This window comes from Frateuria sp., assembly GCF_035944355.1.
Classification (GTDB): Bacteria; Pseudomonadota; Gammaproteobacteria; order Xanthomonadales; family Rhodanobacteraceae; genus Frateuria_A.
In genome coordinates this window covers 244,696-260,551 of sequence record NZ_DASZBH010000012.1, presented here as the reverse complement: position 1 = coordinate 260,551, position 15,856 = coordinate 244,696, and the positions used below count along the sequence as shown (strand labels likewise).

13 protein-coding genes are annotated in these 15,856 nt (G+C 70.0%); 6 read left to right on the top strand and 7 right to left on the bottom strand.

Going from position 1 to position 15,856, the window contains the following annotated elements:
* Nucleotides 1-54: 54 nt before the first annotated feature.
* Nucleotides 55-1,179 carry a glycosyltransferase gene (locus tag VGU03_RS10105; RefSeq protein ID WP_327480253.1) on the bottom strand — a complete coding sequence of 375 codons (1,125 nt, stop codon included), beginning with the start codon at nucleotides 1,177-1,179 and terminating at the stop codon, nucleotides 55-57.
* Between the two features lie 87 nt (nucleotides 1,180-1,266).
* Nucleotides 1,267-1,473: a zinc-finger domain-containing protein gene (locus VGU03_RS10100; protein WP_327475044.1), complete on the bottom strand. Its 207-nt coding sequence runs from the start codon at nucleotides 1,471-1,473 to the stop codon at nucleotides 1,267-1,269.
* A 254-nt stretch (nucleotides 1,474-1,727) separates the two neighbouring features.
* On the opposite strand from VGU03_RS10100, the gene VGU03_RS10095 reads away from it, so the two are divergent.
* Nucleotides 1,728-2,993 carry a Yip1 family protein gene (locus tag VGU03_RS10095; RefSeq protein WP_327480252.1) on the top strand — a complete coding sequence of 422 codons (1,266 nt, stop codon included), beginning with the start codon at nucleotides 1,728-1,730 and terminating at the stop codon, nucleotides 2,991-2,993.
* Between the two features lie 69 nt (nucleotides 2,994-3,062).
* Here VGU03_RS10095 and VGU03_RS10090 read toward each other — a convergent pair whose 3' ends face one another.
* Together VGU03_RS10090 and VGU03_RS10085 are read right to left on the bottom strand one after the other, a co-directional pair.
* A complete protein-coding gene (locus tag VGU03_RS10090) occupies nucleotides 3,063-3,641 on the bottom strand; it encodes a YceI family protein (RefSeq protein ID WP_327480251.1) in 579 nt (192 codons plus the stop codon).
* 24 nt (nucleotides 3,642-3,665) lie between these two features.
* The gene (locus VGU03_RS10085; RefSeq protein WP_327480250.1) at nucleotides 3,666-4,271 is read right to left on the bottom strand and encodes a malonic semialdehyde reductase; all 606 of its coding nucleotides are present in this window, start codon (nucleotides 4,269-4,271) and stop codon (nucleotides 3,666-3,668) included.
* Between the two features lie 139 nt (nucleotides 4,272-4,410).
* On the opposite strand from VGU03_RS10085, the gene VGU03_RS10080 reads away from it, so the two are divergent.
* Both VGU03_RS10080 and VGU03_RS10075 read left to right on the top strand, forming a co-directional pair.
* Nucleotides 4,411-5,388, top strand: a complete 978-nt coding sequence (locus tag VGU03_RS10080) for a mitochondrial fission ELM1 family protein (protein WP_327480249.1) — start codon at nucleotides 4,411-4,413, stop codon at nucleotides 5,386-5,388.
* Nucleotides 5,385-5,789, top strand: coding sequence for a GNAT family N-acetyltransferase (locus tag VGU03_RS10075; protein ID WP_327480248.1), 405 nt, complete (start codon nucleotides 5,385-5,387; stop codon nucleotides 5,787-5,789). Before VGU03_RS10080 ends, VGU03_RS10075 begins: the two co-directional genes overlap by 4 nt.
* Before the next feature lie 19 nt (nucleotides 5,790-5,808).
* On the opposite strand, the gene glnE is transcribed toward VGU03_RS10075, so the two are convergent.
* Nucleotides 5,809-8,649, bottom strand: a complete 2,841-nt coding sequence (glnE, locus tag VGU03_RS10070) for a bifunctional [glutamate--ammonia ligase]-adenylyl-L-tyrosine phosphorylase/[glutamate--ammonia-ligase] adenylyltransferase (protein WP_327480247.1) — start codon at nucleotides 8,647-8,649, stop codon at nucleotides 5,809-5,811.
* Between the two features lie 125 nt (nucleotides 8,650-8,774).
* Here glnE and VGU03_RS10065 point away from each other — a divergent pair, with 125 nt between their 5' ends.
* From VGU03_RS10065 to VGU03_RS10055, 3 genes are all read left to right on the top strand, one after another.
* Nucleotides 8,775-10,670 (top strand): LTA synthase family protein, encoded by a 1,896-nt coding sequence (locus tag VGU03_RS10065; protein ID WP_327480246.1) that lies wholly within the window; start codon nucleotides 8,775-8,777, stop codon nucleotides 10,668-10,670.
* 102 nt (nucleotides 10,671-10,772) lie between these two features.
* Nucleotides 10,773-10,949 (top strand): hypothetical protein, encoded by a 177-nt coding sequence (locus VGU03_RS10060; protein ID WP_327480245.1) that lies wholly within the window; start codon nucleotides 10,773-10,775, stop codon nucleotides 10,947-10,949.
* A gap of 171 nt (nucleotides 10,950-11,120) precedes the next feature.
* Nucleotides 11,121-11,468, top strand: a complete 348-nt coding sequence (locus VGU03_RS10055; RefSeq protein ID WP_327480244.1) for a hypothetical protein — start codon at nucleotides 11,121-11,123, stop codon at nucleotides 11,466-11,468.
* Between the two features lie 127 nt (nucleotides 11,469-11,595).
* Here VGU03_RS10055 and VGU03_RS10050 read toward each other — a convergent pair whose 3' ends face one another.
* The gene (locus tag VGU03_RS10050) at nucleotides 11,596-13,440 is read right to left on the bottom strand and encodes an ABC transporter ATP-binding protein (protein WP_327480243.1); all 1,845 of its coding nucleotides are present in this window, start codon (nucleotides 13,438-13,440) and stop codon (nucleotides 11,596-11,598) included.
* 642 nt (nucleotides 13,441-14,082) lie between these two features.
* Complete coding sequence (groL, locus tag VGU03_RS10045; protein ID WP_327480242.1) at nucleotides 14,083-15,726, bottom strand: chaperonin GroEL; 1,644 nt, start codon at nucleotides 15,724-15,726, stop codon at nucleotides 14,083-14,085.
* Nucleotides 15,727-15,856 lie beyond the last annotated feature (130 nt).

The window sequence follows — 15,856 nt, the reverse complement described above, 5'->3', positions numbered from 1 at the left end:
GCAGGCAGCCGACACCTCGAAATTGCCGGCCTGCCGCTACGGCGGCGAACGGGGTCAGCCGGCCACTTCGCCGTACAAGGCCAGCACGGCCTGCTGCATGTCCGACAGGCGGTAGCTCTGCAGCATGGGAATGGGCGGCGCCACGCGCAGCAGTTCGGCGGCGCGCTCGACCAGCTTTTCGCGGTCGCCCAGCGGCACGCGGCCGGCCGGGTACAGCTCGGCCAGCAGCTCGCCGACGCCGCCGTGGGCGTAGCCGAGCACCGGACGGCACAGCGACAGGGCCTCGACCACGGTCCGGCCGAACGACTCCGGCTTGGTCGACAGCTGCAGCACCAGCGCGGACATTGCATAGATGTCGCGCACGTCGTTGCGTGGCGGGGTCAGCACCACCTGCGCATCGAGGCCGCGCTCGCGGATCAGCCGCCGCAGCTCCTCCACGTAGGCCTCGCGGCCGGGCTCGATCACCCCCAGCAGCAGCAAGCGCACCTCGATGCCGCGGCGCTTGAGCTCGGCGACCAGCTCGATCGCCTCGTGATGGCCCTTCAGGCGCGTGCCGCGCCCGGGCAGGGTCAGCAGGGGCGCGCCGGCCAGCTGCGGGAACTCGACGAAGAAGGCCCGCTGCCAGGCGTCATCCGGACGGTGGCCGTAGGGAAACGCCTCCGGGTCGATGCCCCGCGGGATCACCCGCACCCGCGCCGGATCCAGCCATGGGTAATGGCTGAGCACGTAGTCGCGCATGGTCTGCGACACCGCGATCACCCGCTCGCCGCGCAGCAGGATCGAGCTGTAGATGCCCGGGGAGTTCAAGCCGTGCACGGTGGTGACGAAGCGCGGCCGCGGCGCCATCCCGCGCAGCGCCCACCACGCCAGCCAGGCCGGCAGGCGCGAACGGGCGTGCACGATGTCCGGCGCGAGTTCGCGCAGCTGGCGCCGCAACGCACCGATGCGCAGCAGCGTGCGCGGCGACTTGGCGCCGATGTCCAGGGTGACGTGCTCGCTGCCCTCCGCCTCCAGCTGGGCGACCAGGCGGCCACCGGCGGAGATCACCACCGAGCGGTGCCCCGCGGCCACCAGCGCGCGGGCCACTTCCAGCACCGAACGCTCCGCCCCGCCCGAGTTCAGCGCCGGGATCAGCTGGACGATGACCAGACGCCGGGTGGGGGTGACGACGGCAGACATGAGGGGGTGTTGGGTGGCCTTCATCCAAAAGGACAAGCAGCGATCGTGCCGATCCGCCGGCGGATCGGTCGCCGCTGGCCGCCCGCTTCAGTCGCGCAGGACGTAATGCGCGCCGCAGTAGGGACAGACCGACTCGCCGCCGTCCTCGACGATCGGCAGGTAGACCTTCGGATGGGAGTTCCACAGCGACATGGCCGGCATCGGACAGGACAAGGGCAGGTCCTTGCGCGTCACTTCGTAACGATTTTCGGCATTCGCCGGGATCGGCGCGGCCTCGGACAGGGGGCGCGACATGGCAGGCTCCAGGAAGGGCTCGGAAACCGGACATGGTAGCAGGGCGCGCCGGCGGCGACGGGCTCACGCCGGGCGGGCGCTGCCGCAGATCGCACTGGACTTCGCCCCGCCGTTGGCCTCAACTTGTGCGCGCTGGCGGCGTCCGAGGGGGGACGGCGCCTGGGGGGCGAGCAGGGGTGGCGTGCGGCCAGCCAAGGCCGCAGGCGGCCTGGCGGCGCCCATCGCGGGATCAACCTGTCGCAAGGGGATAGACCATGGACTTCGGAAAGATCACCGCCCGCGCCAAGGGCATGCTCGCCACACCCAAGACCGAATGGCCACTCGCGGCCGCCGAGCCGGCCACCGTCGGCAGCCTGTACGCCGGCTACATCGCCTGGATCGCCGCGCTGCCGGCGATCGCCGGCTTCATCAAGGGCAGCCTGATCGGCTACGGCGCCTTCGGCATCAGCTATCGCACCCCGATCGGCGCAGGCATCGGCGCGATGGTGCTGCAATGGGTGCTTTCGCTGGTGGTCGCCTACGTCGTCGCGCTGATCATCAACGCGCTGGCCGGCACCTTCAACGGCCAGAAGGACATGGTGCAGGCGCTCAAGACGGTGGCCTACTCCTGGACCGCCGCCTGGGTCGCCGGCATCGCGGTGATCATCCCCTGGCTGGGCTGGCTGATCGGCCTGCTCGGCGCGATCTACGCGATCTATCTGCTGTACCTGGGCCTGCCCTTCACCATGAAATGCCCGCCCGAGAAATCCGGCGGCTACACCGCGCTTTCCGTGATCGTGGCGATCGTCCTTTCCTGGATCGTGAGCCTGGTCGTGGCCGGCGTGATCGGAACCGCCGTGCTGGGCGGCGCAGCGATGACCGGCGCGCACCTGGGCAGCGCCAGCGGCGACAACGTCACCGTCGATCCCAACAGCGCATTGGGCAGGCTCGCCGCCATGGGCGCCCGTGCGGACCAGGCCAGCAAGGAGCTGGACGCCGCGCAGAAGTCCGGCGACAGCGCCGCGCAGCAGGCGGCGATGGGCAAGATGATGGGCGCCGCGATGGGCAATGACGGCACCGTGCAAGCGCTCTCCACCGACCAGGTCAAGGCCTTCCTGCCCGACACGCTGCTGGGCCTCAAGCGCACCAGCAGCTCCGCCCAGCGGACCAACGCGATGGGCATGCAGGTGACCGAGGCGCATGCCGAATACGGCGACGGCAACGGCCGCAACCTCACCCTGGAAGTCACCGACATGGGCACCGCCAAGGGCCTGATGGCGATGGCGGGCGCCATGGCGCCCGAACAGGAGCGCACCACCGACCACGGCTACGAGAAGACCTACACCGCCGGCGGCCGGCTCACCCACGAGTCCTGGGACGAGCAGACCAAGGACGGCGAGTACAGCGTGGTGGTCGGCCAGCGCTTCACGGTCAAGGCCAACGGCAACGCCAACAGCATCGACGAACTCAAGCAGGCGGTGGCGAGCGTCGACCTGGGCAAGCTCGAGGGTCTGAAGAACGAGGGCGTCGCGGCGCATTGACGTCCAGGCCGCGGCGTAACGAAAAAGCCCGCGCAAGGCGCGGGCTTTTTCTTTCCGGGCGGCGGCCGGTTACTTGGCGGCCGAACCCTCGGTGGTGATGTGCAGGCTGATCTCGTCGCTCACGTTGGGCACGTAGGCCGACACGCCGAAATCCGAACGCTTGAGCGTGCCGGTGGCGTCGAAGCCGATCGATTGCTTGCCGCTCATCGGGTGCTTGCCGACCTTGTTGAGCGTGGCGTCGAGCACCACCGGGTGGGTCACGCCGTGCACGGTGAGATCACCGGTGACACGGAAATGCCCGTTGCCGACCGGCTCGACCTTGGTGCTCCTGTAGGTGACCTGCGGGTACTTGGCCGAGTCCAGGAAATCGGGCTTGGCCAGGTGCTCGTTCAGCGCGGGCACGTGCGTGTCCAACCCCGACATCGGCAGAGTCACCTCGACCTTCGCCTGTTCCGGATGCTGCGGGTCAAACGTCAGCGTGCCCTGCCCCAGGCCGAGTTCGGCGGTGGGATGGGAGAACCCGAAATGGCTCCAGCTGAACAGCACCATGGTGTGGTGCGGATCGAGCGTGTAGGTGACCGGCGCCGCCTGGGCGACGGCGGCGGCGCCGAGCAGGCCGGCGAAGACAAGGACTTTGAACGTGCGCATGGGGTGGGCTCCTATGGGGCGTTGTCAGACGATGCGGCAGGCTTCATCGAACGCGAAGCGTTCTTCGCGCGGCCGCAGCACGGCAGGATTGCCGTAGCCGATGTTGATGAGGAAATTGGAACGCACCTGCGTGCCAGCGAAGAAGGCCTCGTCGACCATGGCGTTGCGGAAGCCGGACATCGGGCCGCAATCCAAGCCCAGCGCGCGCGCCGCCATGATCAGGTAGGCGCCCTGCAGGCTGGAGTTGCGGAAGGCCGTCGAGTCGATCGCCGCGGGCTTGCCGGCGAACCAGCTGGTCGCGTCGGGCGATTCCTTGTACAGGCGCGGCAGGTGCTCGTAGAAGGCATGGTCGGCCGCGACGATCACCGTCACCGGCGCGGCCATGGTCTGGGCGAGGTTGCCCCGATCCAGCGCCGGCTCCAGCTTCGCCTTGCCTTCGGGCGAGCGCACGAATACGAAGCGCGCCGGCGAGGCGTTGGCGCTGGTGGGCGCCAGCTTGGCCAGGTCATAGATCGCGTGCAGCTGCGCGTCGCTGACCGGCTTGTCCAGCCAGGCGTCGGCCGAGCGGCGGTAGGTGCGCGCGGTGCGGAACAGCTGGTCGAGGGCGGCCTCGGAAAGCACTTCGCTCATGGGTATCCTTTAGGCGGTCTAGGGCGCGCCGTCCGGCGCGGTCGATCCGCAAGTGTAAGCCCAAGGCGGCGGTTGGTCCGGTGTCGAAAAAGGAACCGAGCGTGCAAGATCCGTCAACAATCGATCGCCCCGCCACCGCGTGAACGCGCCGCGCCACGAATGCTGGGCGATTACCGACGCAGCCGCCGGCAACCAGCGCCAGGCGCTGGCGCTGGCCGAGCACCTGGACCTGCCGATCCGTCCGCTGGTGCTGGAGGCCCGCGCGCCGTGGTCGTGGCTCGCCCCGCGGGTGATCCTGGGCGGCCGGCTCGCCCTGCCGCCGGGCGAGCGCGCGGGCTTCGCGCCGCCGTGGCCACGGGTGGCGATCGGTTGCGGCCGGACTGCGGCGCTGTTCACGCGGATGCTGCGCACGCTTTCGCACGGGCACTGCCATACGGTGCAGATCCTCGACCCGCGCATGGACCCGCGCCACTGGGACACGCTGATCGCGCCGTGCCACGACGACGTCGCCGGTCCCAACGTGCTGACGCCGCTGGGTTCGCTCAACCCGGTGGACGGGGAGTGGCTGGCGGACGCCCGCGAGGCCTGGCCGCACCTGGCCGAGCTGCCAGCGCCACGCATCGGCGTGCTGCTCGGCGGCCCGCGGCAAGGCCTCGCGATGGACGCGGCCTGGACGCAGGCGTTCATCAGCGGCCTGCGCGCGCTGCACCAGCGCCGCGGAGGCAGCCTGCTGGTGCTGGCCTCGCGGCGCACGCCGCCCCGCCTGGCCGGCGCGCTGCGCGAAGCTCTCTGCGACGTGCCGGGCCTGCACTGGACGGGCTCCGAGGGTCCCAATCCTTACCCTGGCGTGCTCGCCTGGGCCGACCGCCTGGTCGTCACCCCCGACTCGGTGAACATGCTGTCCGAAGCCTGCGCCGTCGGCTGCGCCGTGCACACCTTCGCGCCCCCTCCGCTGCCGGACAAGCTCGCCCGTTTCCACCGCGCGCTGCGCGAAGCGGCCTTGCTGCACGACCTCGAGGGCGACGCTCCCGATCGCCAGCCGCCGCTGCGCGAAACGGCGGCGATCGCCGCCGCAATGCGCCGGCGGCTGGGCCTCCCCGGCGAAGGCCGACCGTGAGCCAGGCATCCGCCACGATCCGCGACCTGCACCCGGGTGACATCGCCGCCGCCCATGCGCTGCTCGCGCGGCACGGCTGGGCGCAGCGCATCGGCAGCGTGGAACGCTTTGCCTTGCTGCTCGAACGCTCGCAGCGCATCGCCGTGGCGGTGCTCGATGGAGAGGTGGTCGGCCTTGCCCGTGCCCTGACCGACGGGCTTTCCAACGGCTACCTGTCCATGGTCCTGGTGGCGCCGGAGCAGCGCGGCCGCGGCGTCGGCAGCGCGCTGGTGCGGCACGTGACGGGGGACGACCCGGCGATCACCTGGGTGCTGCGCGCGGGCCGCGAAGGCGCTGCCGCGTTCTTCGAGCGGCTGGGCTTCCGCGCCTCCACGCTCGCGATGGAACGCTTGCGCCGCTGACGCAACAGCCGGGCATCGATCAGAACGCGAAACCCAGCGCGCCGGTGACCGCACGCACCTGCTCGCACCAGGCTTCCAGCGTCGCGTCGCGGACCGCGAGGCGCGGGCGCAGGTCCAGGGTGCAGGCCAGCGCACGCTCGAGCAGGTCGGCATGCACCCGCGCGAGCGTATCGGCCTGCGCCTGCTCGAGCAGGCCGGCGCGCCGGCAGGCCGCGATCAGCGCCGCATTGGCGGTCTGCTCCAGCAGCTGCGGGTGGGCCGCGGCATGGGCGAGCACCAGCCCCTGCAGCGCGAATTCGATATCCAGCAGGCCGCCCTGCCCCTGCTTGAGGTCGAACCACGCCGCGTCGGAGCGATCGCGCTCGGCGCGCCAGCGCTGGCGCATCTGGCTGACCTCGGCGAGCACCGCCGCGCGCTCGCGCGGCACCGCCAGCACCTCGCGGCGCACCCGGCCAAGCGCGTGGCCGAGCGCGGCATCGCCGGCCACTGGGCGGGCACGCAGCAGCGCCTGGTGTTCCCAGGTCCAGGCGCGGCTGCGCTGGTAGGCATCGAAGGCTTCCAGGCTGCTCACCAGCAAGCCCTTGGAGCCATCCGGGCGCAGCCGCGTGTCGACCTCGTACAGGCGCCCGGCGCGCGTGAGCACGGTCAGCCAGTTCATCACGCGCTGGGCCAGGCGCTGGTACCAGCGCGCGCCGTCCAGCGGCCGCGGGCCGTCGCTGCTGGCCTGGGTGCGCGCGCCGTCGAACACGAACACCAGATCCAGGTCGGAGGCGAAGCCCAGTTCTTCGCCGCCCAGGCTGCCGTAGCCGTACACGGCGAAGCCCGAGCCTTCGCCCGGCAGGCGGCCGTGCTGCGCGATGAGTTCGCGCTCGGCCAGCGCGGTGACCGCCTCGACCACCGCGGCCGCCAGCGCGGCAAGCCGGCGCGCGGTGGCCACCGCGTCGGCACGGCCGTCGTTGAAGGCCAGTCCCAGGCGGAAGGCGATGCTGTCCTTCAACTCGTTGATGCGCTCCAGTTCGGCCTCGGCCTCGCGTTCGTCCAGCGTGGCCAGCACGCGGCTGATCTCGGCGCTGATGTCGGCGCGCTTCAACGGCAGTTGGTCGATGCGCGGATCGAGCACGTCGTCCAGCAGCAAGGGCTGGGCGATCACCCGTTCGGCCAGGAAGGCGCTGTCGGCGAACAGCGAGGCCAGGCGTGCGCGCGCGGCTGGCTGTTCCTCCAGCAGCGCGAGGTAGGCCGAGCGCCGCGCCACCGCCTGCACCAGCCGGCACAGCCGCAACAGGCAAGGCAGCGGCGCGGCGCTGGCGCGCGCCGCGCCGATCAGGTACGGCATCAGATGGTCGAGCCGCTCGCGCGAGCGCGGCGACATGGCGCGCACGGCGGATGCCTGCGGCAGCTTGGCCAGCGCCTCGGCTGCCTCGGCGCCGGGCACGAAGCCGGCGGCCTCCAGCACCGCCGCCTCCGGCAGGCCCGCGCAGGCCTGTTGCCACAGCGTGGCATCGGCGACCTCCACGCGGGCGGCACGGCCGCCGGCAGGCATCAACACGGTGGCGAACTCCTCGCTGACGACGGCGCGGTGATGCGCCAGCTCCGCCTCCAGCGCCTGCCAGTGCTCGTGCCCCAGCCCGTGTGCGATGCGCTCGCGGCTGAGCGGGTCGTCGGGAAGATCGTGGGTCTGCGCGTCGCGCAGCATCTGCACGCGGTTCTCCACCCTTCGCAGGCAGCGGTAGGCCTCGCGCAGCGCCTTGGCGCGCGCGGCGCCGATGTGGCCGCGCGCCTCGCAGGCGGACAGCGCCGGCAGCAGCCCACGCACGCGCAAGGAGGGCTCGCGGCCGCCGCGGATCAGCTGGGTGAGCTGCACGATGAACTCGATCTCGCGGATTCCGCCAGGACCGAGCTTGAGGTTGTCGGCCAGATCCTTGCGCGCGACTTCGGCGTCGATCAGCGCCTTCATCTCGCGCAGCCCGGCGAAGGCGGTGTAGTCGAGGTACTTGCGGTAGACGAATGGGCGCAGGAGTTCCTGCAGCTGCTTGCCGGCCGCGAGGTCGCCCGCCACCGGGCGGGCCTTGATCCAGGCGTAGCGTTCCCAGTCGCGGCCCTCGCTCTGGTAGTACTGCTCCATCGCGGCGAAGGACAGCGCCAGCCGCCCCGCGTTGCCGAACGGGCGCAGGCGCAGGTCGACGCGCGCGCAGATGCCATCGTCGGTGGGCTCGTTGAGCAGGCGCACCAGGTGGCGGCCCAGCCGCACGAAGTATTCGCTGTTGTCCAGCGTGCGTGCGCCGTCGCTCTGGCCGCCTTGCGGGTAAGCCAGCACCAGGTCGATGTCGGAGGAGAAGTTGAGCTCGCCGCCGCCGAGCTTGCCGAAGCCCACCACCACCAGCCGCTGCAGCGCGCCCTCGGCGCTGCGGGCGTGGCCGAAGCGCGCGGCGAGCGAGCGCTCGGACCAGTCCAGCGCGGCGCCCAGCAACGCCTCGTACAGCACGCTGGTGGCCGACAGCGTTTCGGCCAGGTCGTCCAGCCCGTTGACGTCGCGGAACACCAGCCGCAGCGCCTCGGCCTGGCGGAAGCGGCGCAGCGCGGCCAGTGTGGCGAGCTCGTCCTGCGGCAGGGCCAGGGCGCCGATGCGGGTGCCCGCGTCGCCGCCGGCCCGCAGGCGCTCCAGCCCTGCCGGCGCCAGCAGCTGCGGCTGGCGCCGCCAGACCTCGAAGGCGAAATCGCTGGCCGCCAGCGTGGCGCGGATGCGCTCGGCCACCCCGGCGTCGTCGTGCAGCGCCACCCCGGTGGCGCGGCAGCGGGCAGCCAGCTCGGCGTAGCGGTCGTTGATCAGCGCGCGCAGCGCGGGGCTTTCAGGGGCAGGCATCGGGCCATTGTGCCGCAGCCCGTGCCTGCATGAACCGCCAGCAACCGGGCCCTCCAGACCAACACATGATTCATTTCGGCCTGTTTACAGTCATCCTTCCCGTCCGTGAAGCGTTCATCTGCCCCATGCCCAACCTGACCCATCCCCTGACCGCACAGTGGCGCCCGCTTGCCGGGCGTGTGGCGGCCGTGGTGCTGATGAGCCTGGCCTTCGTGCTGCTGACCGGCCTGGTCGACGGCGGTGTGGGCGTGGTGCCGCCGCGTATCCTGGACCAGGCGCGCTTTCCCATCGCCAACGCCTGGCCGGGACTACTGGCCGCCTGGCTGCTGCTGGCGTTGACTCGGCGTCTGCTGTTTTCCTTCGGCCTGGTGTTCCTGTTGCAGGGGCTGGTCTACGAGGTCAACGCGCTGAAGATCGCCAACCTGGGCAACCCGCTGATGCCGGCGGACTTCCTGATGGTCGACCAGTTGCGCAAGGGCGGCGCGCACCTGCTGCTGGGCTATCTGCCGCACAGCCCCTGGCCCTACCTGGGGATGCTGGCCGGCATCGCCCTGGTGGTGGCGATGTGGCGGCTGGAGCCGCCGCTGTTCGCGCGGCGCACGCGCGGCGGGCGCTTGTTCTCGGGGGTCGCCACCGGCGTGCTGCTGGTGAGCCTGCTCGGCGGCGTGGCGGTCTGGGGCAAGCTCTACAACGGACGCGTGCTGTGGCTGGAGCCCTGGTCGGCCAGCTCGACCGCCACTCATTCGGGGCTGGTCAGCTCGCTCCTGATGTTCCACCTGCAATACGGGCACGGCAAGAAAGTGGCCGACCCGGCGGCGGCCAAGGCGCTGATCGCACAGAACAGCCAGGCGCTGCAGGACCACCTGCAGCCGGTGTCGCCGCCCAGCGGCGAGCTGCCGGACATCGTGGTGGTGCAGAGCGAGTCGTTCTTCGACCCTCGCATCATGCGCGGCTTCGAGGAAAGCGACTTCACGCCCAACCTGGTGCGCCTGGAAAAGCACGGCCTGAGCGGCCCGCTGCACGTGCCGACCTTCGGTGGCGGCACGATCCGCACCGAGTTCGAGGTGCTCACCGGGCTGTCGCTGCGTTACTTCGAAGAACTGCAGTTCCCCTACCTGACGCTGCACCAGAAGGTGGTGCCCAGCCTGGTCCGCACGCTGCGTGCGCACGGCTACACGACCACCGCGCTGCACGGCAACGATCCTTCGTTCTGGAACCGCACCAGCGCGTTCAAGGCAATCGGCTTCGACCGCTTCGTCTCGCAATCCTCGTTCCCCAAGGACGCGCCCAATGACGGCAAGTACATGGCCGACAGCGCGATGACCGACGAGATCGTGGCCCAGCTCAAGGACGCCGGGCCGCCGCAGTTCCTGTTCGCGATCAGCATCGAGGCGCACGGGCCCTACGACGTGCCGCCGGCCAACACCGCCGAACGCGACGCCATCCCCGTGCCCGACGCCATCAGCGGCAAGGACAAGCTGGAGCTGCAGACCTACCTCTACCATGCGCGCCATGCCGACGCCGAGCTGGGCCGGCTGGCCAAGCTGCTGGCGCAGCGCGCCCGGCCGACCCTGCTGCTGTTTTACGGCGATCACCTGCCCGCGCTGAGCAACAGCTATGCGATCACCGGCTTCACCGACAACGGCGACATGTTGCGCGAGCCGGGCGTTTGGCTGCTCATCGACCCGCGCAATCCCGGCGCGCCCCAGCGCGAGAGCCTAGCTTCCTGGATGCTGCCTGGCCGGCTGCTGGAGAGCGCCGGCATCCACGGGGACTCCTATTTCGCGCTGACCCAGGTGCTGGCGCCGCAGCTGGCGGACCTCACCTACGCACCCGGCGCGCCGCCGCCGGACGAAACGGCGGAGCAGCAGGTGATCGACCAGGACATGGCCAGCGTCGCCCTGCTGCGCATGAAGGGCAAGCTCGACGCCTTGATGCCTGCGCAGCCGGCGCCCCCGTCCGTCGCGGCGGTGCACGAACCCTTGCCGGCCATGGACGCTGCCTCCGGCGCGCACCGCTGACCCCACGCCCACCGCGATCCTGCCGCGCCACCAAGAATCGGCCGTCGATGCGCAAGGGCTGCGCCCGGCCGATGAGCGTTCCTCACCGCCAACGTCGAGCGGTTGTTCGAGCACGCGCCGCCGCCCGCGCTGGATCTTTCCGGCAAGCACGTGATCGTGCTCGGCGGCGACAACGTGCTTGGCGCCGATCTGGTGGTGCGCGCGGTGCACGATGGGCGCGAGGCGGCGGCCATCGCGCGGGCGCTGCGAGCGAGCGAATTGGCGCTGGAAACCGCCTGAGCGGTGCCTGGGTGGGCCTCGGTCGTCGACCCGGCGCAGTGCTTCTTCACCTGCGCTCGACAACCCGGTGTTCAGCCATCTGTCCGGCCGCTTAAGCGGCTTCGCAAATTTCAGGATCCGCTCGCGCCATTGCGCCTAGTGTCGGCGCGGTCCATCCGACGGAGCCATCCCATGCGCAAGATCCTGTTCGCCGCGGCCGCGGCCAGCATGTTCGCCCTTCCCGCCTTCGCCCAGCTCGTTCCGCCCCCCAGCGGTGCCGGCTCCCACGGCTCGGCCCGAGCCGGCGTATCGGCCGGAGGCATGTCTTCGAGCGCGGGCGCCAGCGCCAATGCCGGCACCGGCGACGACGGCACCTCGACGCTGGGCCTGGGCGGCCTGCTCAAACAGACCCAGGCCGAGTCCTCACCCACCCCTCCGCAGGAAGGCGCTGGCCCCATGGGCACGATGGATACGCTGGATACGCCCCCAGTACAGAAGCATAAGAAGAAACTCGAGAGGGCGCGCTCGCACGGGCATTGAGCCCGTCGGCGAGCCGAGTCCCAGAGGACCGGTAACGCCGACAGCGGCGATCGTCGCGACCGGGCCTTCCCCGCGGACGCGGGGAAGGCTTCGGCGGCGGTAGGCGCCGAGCACGCAGGCCGCCCGCTCAGGCCAGCACGTCCTCCGCCGCCACGAAGCCGCCGGTCTGGCGCTCCCATAGCCGCGCATACAGGCCGCCGTGCGCGATCAGCTGCGCGTGCGTGCCGCTCTCCACGATATGGCCCTTGTCCAGCACCACCAGCCGGTCCATGCGCGCGATGGTGGAGAGCCGGTGCGCGATGGCGATCACCGTCTTGCCCTGCATCAGCAGGTCCAGGCTTTCCTGGATCGCCGCTTCGGCCTCGGAGTCGAGCGCGCTGGTGGCCTCGTCCAGCACCAGGATCGGCGCATCCTTGAGCAGCACGCGCGCGATGGCGATGCGCTGGCGCTGGCCGCCGGAGAGCTTGACGCCGCGCTCGCCCACGTAGGCCTCGTAGCCGGTCCTGCCCTCGCCGTCGGACAGCGTGGGGATGAACTCGTCCGCGCGCGCCTTGCGCACCGCCGCGGCGATCTGCGCTTCGCTCGCGTCCGGGCGGCCGTAGAGCAGGTTGTCGCGGATCGAGCGGTGCAGCAACGAGGTGTCCTGCGTGACCACGCCAATCTGCGAGCGCAGGCTTTCCTGGGTGACCGCGGCGATGTCCTGGCCGTCGATGAGGATGCGCCCGCCCTCAAGGTCATAGAGCCTGAGCAGCACGTTGACCAGTGTTGACTTGCCCGCGCCCGATGGACCGACCAGACCGATCTTCTCGCCCGCGCGCACGGCGAGGTCCAGCCCGGCGATCACGCCGCCGGCCTTGCCGTAGTGGAAGTGGATGTGATCGAAGCGCACTTCGCCGCTCACCACTTCCAGCGGCATCGCGCCGGGCGGGTCCTGCACCGTGCGCGGCTGCGCGATGGTCTGGATGCCGTCCTGCACCGTGCCGATGTTCTCGAAGATGCCGTTGACCACCCACATGATCCAGCCGGACATGTTGTTGATGCGGATCACCAGACCGGTCGAGAGCGCGATCGCGCCTGCGGTCACCTGGCCGCGGCTCCACAGCCACAGCGCCAGGCCCGACGTGCCGACGATCAGGAAGCCGTTGAGCGAGGTGATGGTCACGTCCATGGCGGTGGTCATGCGGGTCATCGCGCGGGTCTTCTCGACCTGCTCGCCCAGCGCCTCGGCCACGTAGGTCTCCTCGCGCCGCGTGTGCGCGAACAGCTTGAGCGTGAGGATGTTGCTGTAGCCGTCGACGATGCGCCCCATCAGCTTCGAGCGCGCCTCGGACGAACGCCAGGAACGCTGCCGCGTGCGCGGGATGAAGTAGGCCAGCGTGGCGACGTAGAGCAGTAGCCAGAGCAGCAGCGGCGCCGCCAGCCAGGCGTCGGCCTTGGCGAACATCACGATGGCGCTGCCGGTGTAGATGGCCACGTACCAGATCGCGTCGACGATCTGCACCGCCGATTCGCGCAGCGAAGCGCCGGTCTGCATGATGCGCTGGGCGATACGGCCGGCGAAGTCGTTCTGGAAGAAGGCGAGGCTCTGGCGGATCACGTAGCGATGGTTCTGCCAGCGGATGCGCGAGGTGACGTGGGGCACGATCGCCTGGTTGACCAGCAGGTCGTGCAGCGCGTTGAATACCGGCCGCGCGATCAGCGCCACGAACGCCATCCACAAGAGCTCGCCGCCATGCCGGCGGAAGAACGCCGCGCCCTCGGCCACCTTGGCCATGTCCACCAGCCGCCCGATGAAGGCGAACAGCGACACCTCGATCACCGAGACGAAGAAACCCACCACCAGCACCGCCGCGAACAGCGGCCACACCTGGCGCAGGTAGAACAGGTAGAAGCGACCGGGCGATGCCGGCGGCATGGCGTCGACCGGTTCCTTGAATGGGTCGACCAGGGACTCGAACCAGCGGAAGAGCATGGGAGGGGGCACCTTGGGGTACCACTATTGTGGACCAGCCAGCGGCACGGCCACAGTGAATGCCGGGCGAAAGTCGCGGCGACTCCGAAGAGCGATCAGGCAGCTGGCATTCTCTTAAGCTTCCCCGCGAGCCCCGGCCCCTCACCCCTCTCCCCGCAGGGGAGAGGGAGCAAGTGCGGCGCTCGCGCGCACAAACCCGCAAGCCTCCTTGCCTCAACTCCCTAGCGCCCGCGGTAAAGCGGCAGCAGCTCCTCTAGGAGTAGGCGGCTTACCAAGCAAAGCGAGGCGGCGCCTAGCTCCTATCCCTCACCGGGACTGGCAGGCCGTTTCTTTTGGTTACTTTTCTTTATTCCCGGCATCCTGCCCTTCGCCCTTGGGCCAGCTTGGCTGTTCGCCCACGCTCCAGGCGTGGGCATGGGCCAGCAAAGCAACGTGACCCGACGCCGCCAGGCGATCGGAAGCCGCCGCAGGCGAAAGCCGAATCGCCGGGAGCCCACGCTGGCCGACCCGAAAGGTCGATGAAGCTCCAGGCGCCGGAGGGCGGCCCTCGGTCGCGCGCAGCTGCGCTTCTACGGACTCGAGACGAAAAAGAAAGCCCCGCGCGAGGCGGGGCTTTCTCCAACACAGCGGTGAACGAAGGACTTAGAAGTCCATGCCGCCCATGCCGCCCATGCCGCCGGGGGCGCCGCCGTGGCTATGCTCTTCCTTCTTCGGGAGCTCGGCCACGATCGCCTCGGTGGTGATCGCCAGGCCCGCGACCGAGGAGGCGTGCTGCAACGCGGTGCGGGTCACCTTGGTCGGGTCCAGGATGCCCATCTGCACCATGTCGCCGAACTCGCCGGTGGCGGCGTTGTAGCCGAAGTTGCCCTGGCCGTCCTTGACCTTGTTGAGGATGACCGAGGGCTCCTCGCCGGCATTGGCGACGATCGCGCGCAGCGGCGCTTCCAGCGCGCGACGGGTGATCGCGATGCCGAGGTTCTGGTCCTCGTTGTCGCCCTTGAGGCCTTCGACGGCTTTCAGCGCACGGATCAGGGCGACGCCGCCGCCCGGCACCACGCCTTCCTCGACGGCCGCACGGGTGGCGTGCAGGGCGTCTTCGACGCGGGCCTTCTTCTCCTTCATCTCGACCTCGGTGGCGGCGCCGACCTTGATGACGGCCACGCCGCCGGCCAGCTTCGCCACGCGCTCCTGCAGCTTCTCGCGGTCGTAGTCGGAGGAGGTCTCCTCGATCTGCGCCTTGATCTGGCTGATGCGCGACTGGATGCGCTCCGCTTCGCCCGCGCCGTCGATGATGGTGGTGTTTTCCTTGGTGATCACCACGCGCTTGGCGCGGCCCAGATCGTTGATCGTGGCCTTCTCCAGCTGCAGGCCGACTTCCTCGGAGATCACCTGGCCGTTGGTGAGGATCGCGATGTCCTCGAGGATCGCCTTGCGGCGGTCACCGAAGCCCGGCGCCTTGACGGCGGCGACCTTGACGATGCCGCGGATGGTGTTGACCACCAGCGTGGCCAGCGCCTCGCCCTCGACTTCCTCGGCCACGATCAGCAGCGGCTTGCCGGCCTTGGCGACGGCCTCCAGCACGGGCAGCAGCTCGCGCACGTTGGAGATCTTCTTGTCGTGGATCAGGATGAACGGGTCGTCCAGCTCGACCTGCTGGCTCTGCTGGTTGTTGATGAAGTACGGCGAGAGGTAGCCGCGGTCGAACTGCATGCCCTCGACCACGTCGAGCTCGTTCTCCAGGCCCGAGCCTTCCTCGACGGTGATCACGCCTTCCTTGCCGACCTTCTTCATCGCGGTGGCGATGATGTCGCCGATGTTGGCGTCGCTGTTCGCGGAGATGGTGCCCACCTGCGCGATGGCCTTGTCGTCGGCGGTCGGATTGGAGAGCTTCTTGAGCTCGCCCACGGCCGCGGTCACGGCCTTGTCGATGCCGCGCTTGAGGTCCATCGGATTCATGCCGGCGGCGACCGCCTTCAGACCTTCCTGGATGAACGCCTGCGCCAGCACGGTGGCGGTGGTGGTGCCGTCACCGGCGACGTCGGAGGTCTTGGAGGCGGCTTCCTTGACGATCTGCGCGCCGAGGTTCTCGTACTTGTCCGAGAGCTCGATCTCCTTGGCGACGGACACGCCGTCCTTGGTGATCGTCGGGGCGCCGAAGCTCTTCTCGAGCACGACGTTGCGGCCCTTCGGGCCCAAGGTGACCTTGACCGCGTTGGCCAGGGTGTTCACGCCCTTCAGGATGCGCGAGCGGGCGTCTTCGCCGAAGCGGACTTCTTTGGCTGCCATAACTGTTTTGAACCTCTTTAGAAGATGGGAACGGGGAACAGGGAACGGGGAACGAGTGGGTTACGGGGGCTCTGGGAGTGCGCGCTTCGAGCGCTGCACGTTCCCGGTTCCCCGTTCCCCGTTCCCCGCT

Excerpts from the sequence above, each read along its gene's own strand:
- VGU03_RS10105 (WP_327480253.1), bottom strand. The coding sequence starts at position 1,179 with ATGTCTGCCGTCGTCACCCCCACCCGGCGTCTGGTCATCGTCCAGCTG.
- VGU03_RS10100 (WP_327475044.1), bottom strand. The coding sequence starts at position 1,473 with ATGTCGCGCCCCCTGTCCGAGGCCGCGCCGATCCCGGCGAATGCCGAA.
- VGU03_RS10095 (WP_327480252.1), top strand. The coding sequence starts at position 1,728 with ATGGACTTCGGAAAGATCACCGCCCGCGCCAAGGGCATGCTCGCCACA.
- VGU03_RS10090 (WP_327480251.1), bottom strand. The coding sequence starts at position 3,641 with ATGCGCACGTTCAAAGTCCTTGTCTTCGCCGGCCTGCTCGGCGCCGCC.
- VGU03_RS10085 (WP_327480250.1), bottom strand. The coding sequence starts at position 4,271 with ATGAGCGAAGTGCTTTCCGAGGCCGCCCTCGACCAGCTGTTCCGCACC.
- glnE (WP_327480247.1), bottom strand. The coding sequence starts at position 8,649 with ATGCCTGCCCCTGAAAGCCCCGCGCTGCGCGCGCTGATCAACGACCGC.
- VGU03_RS10065 (WP_327480246.1), top strand. The coding sequence starts at position 8,775 with ATGCCCAACCTGACCCATCCCCTGACCGCACAGTGGCGCCCGCTTGCC.
- VGU03_RS10055 (WP_327480244.1), top strand. The coding sequence starts at position 11,121 with ATGCGCAAGATCCTGTTCGCCGCGGCCGCGGCCAGCATGTTCGCCCTT.
- VGU03_RS10050 (WP_327480243.1), bottom strand. The coding sequence starts at position 13,440 with ATGCTCTTCCGCTGGTTCGAGTCCCTGGTCGACCCATTCAAGGAACCG.
- groL (WP_327480242.1), bottom strand. The coding sequence starts at position 15,726 with ATGGCAGCCAAAGAAGTCCGCTTCGGCGAAGACGCCCGCTCGCGCATC.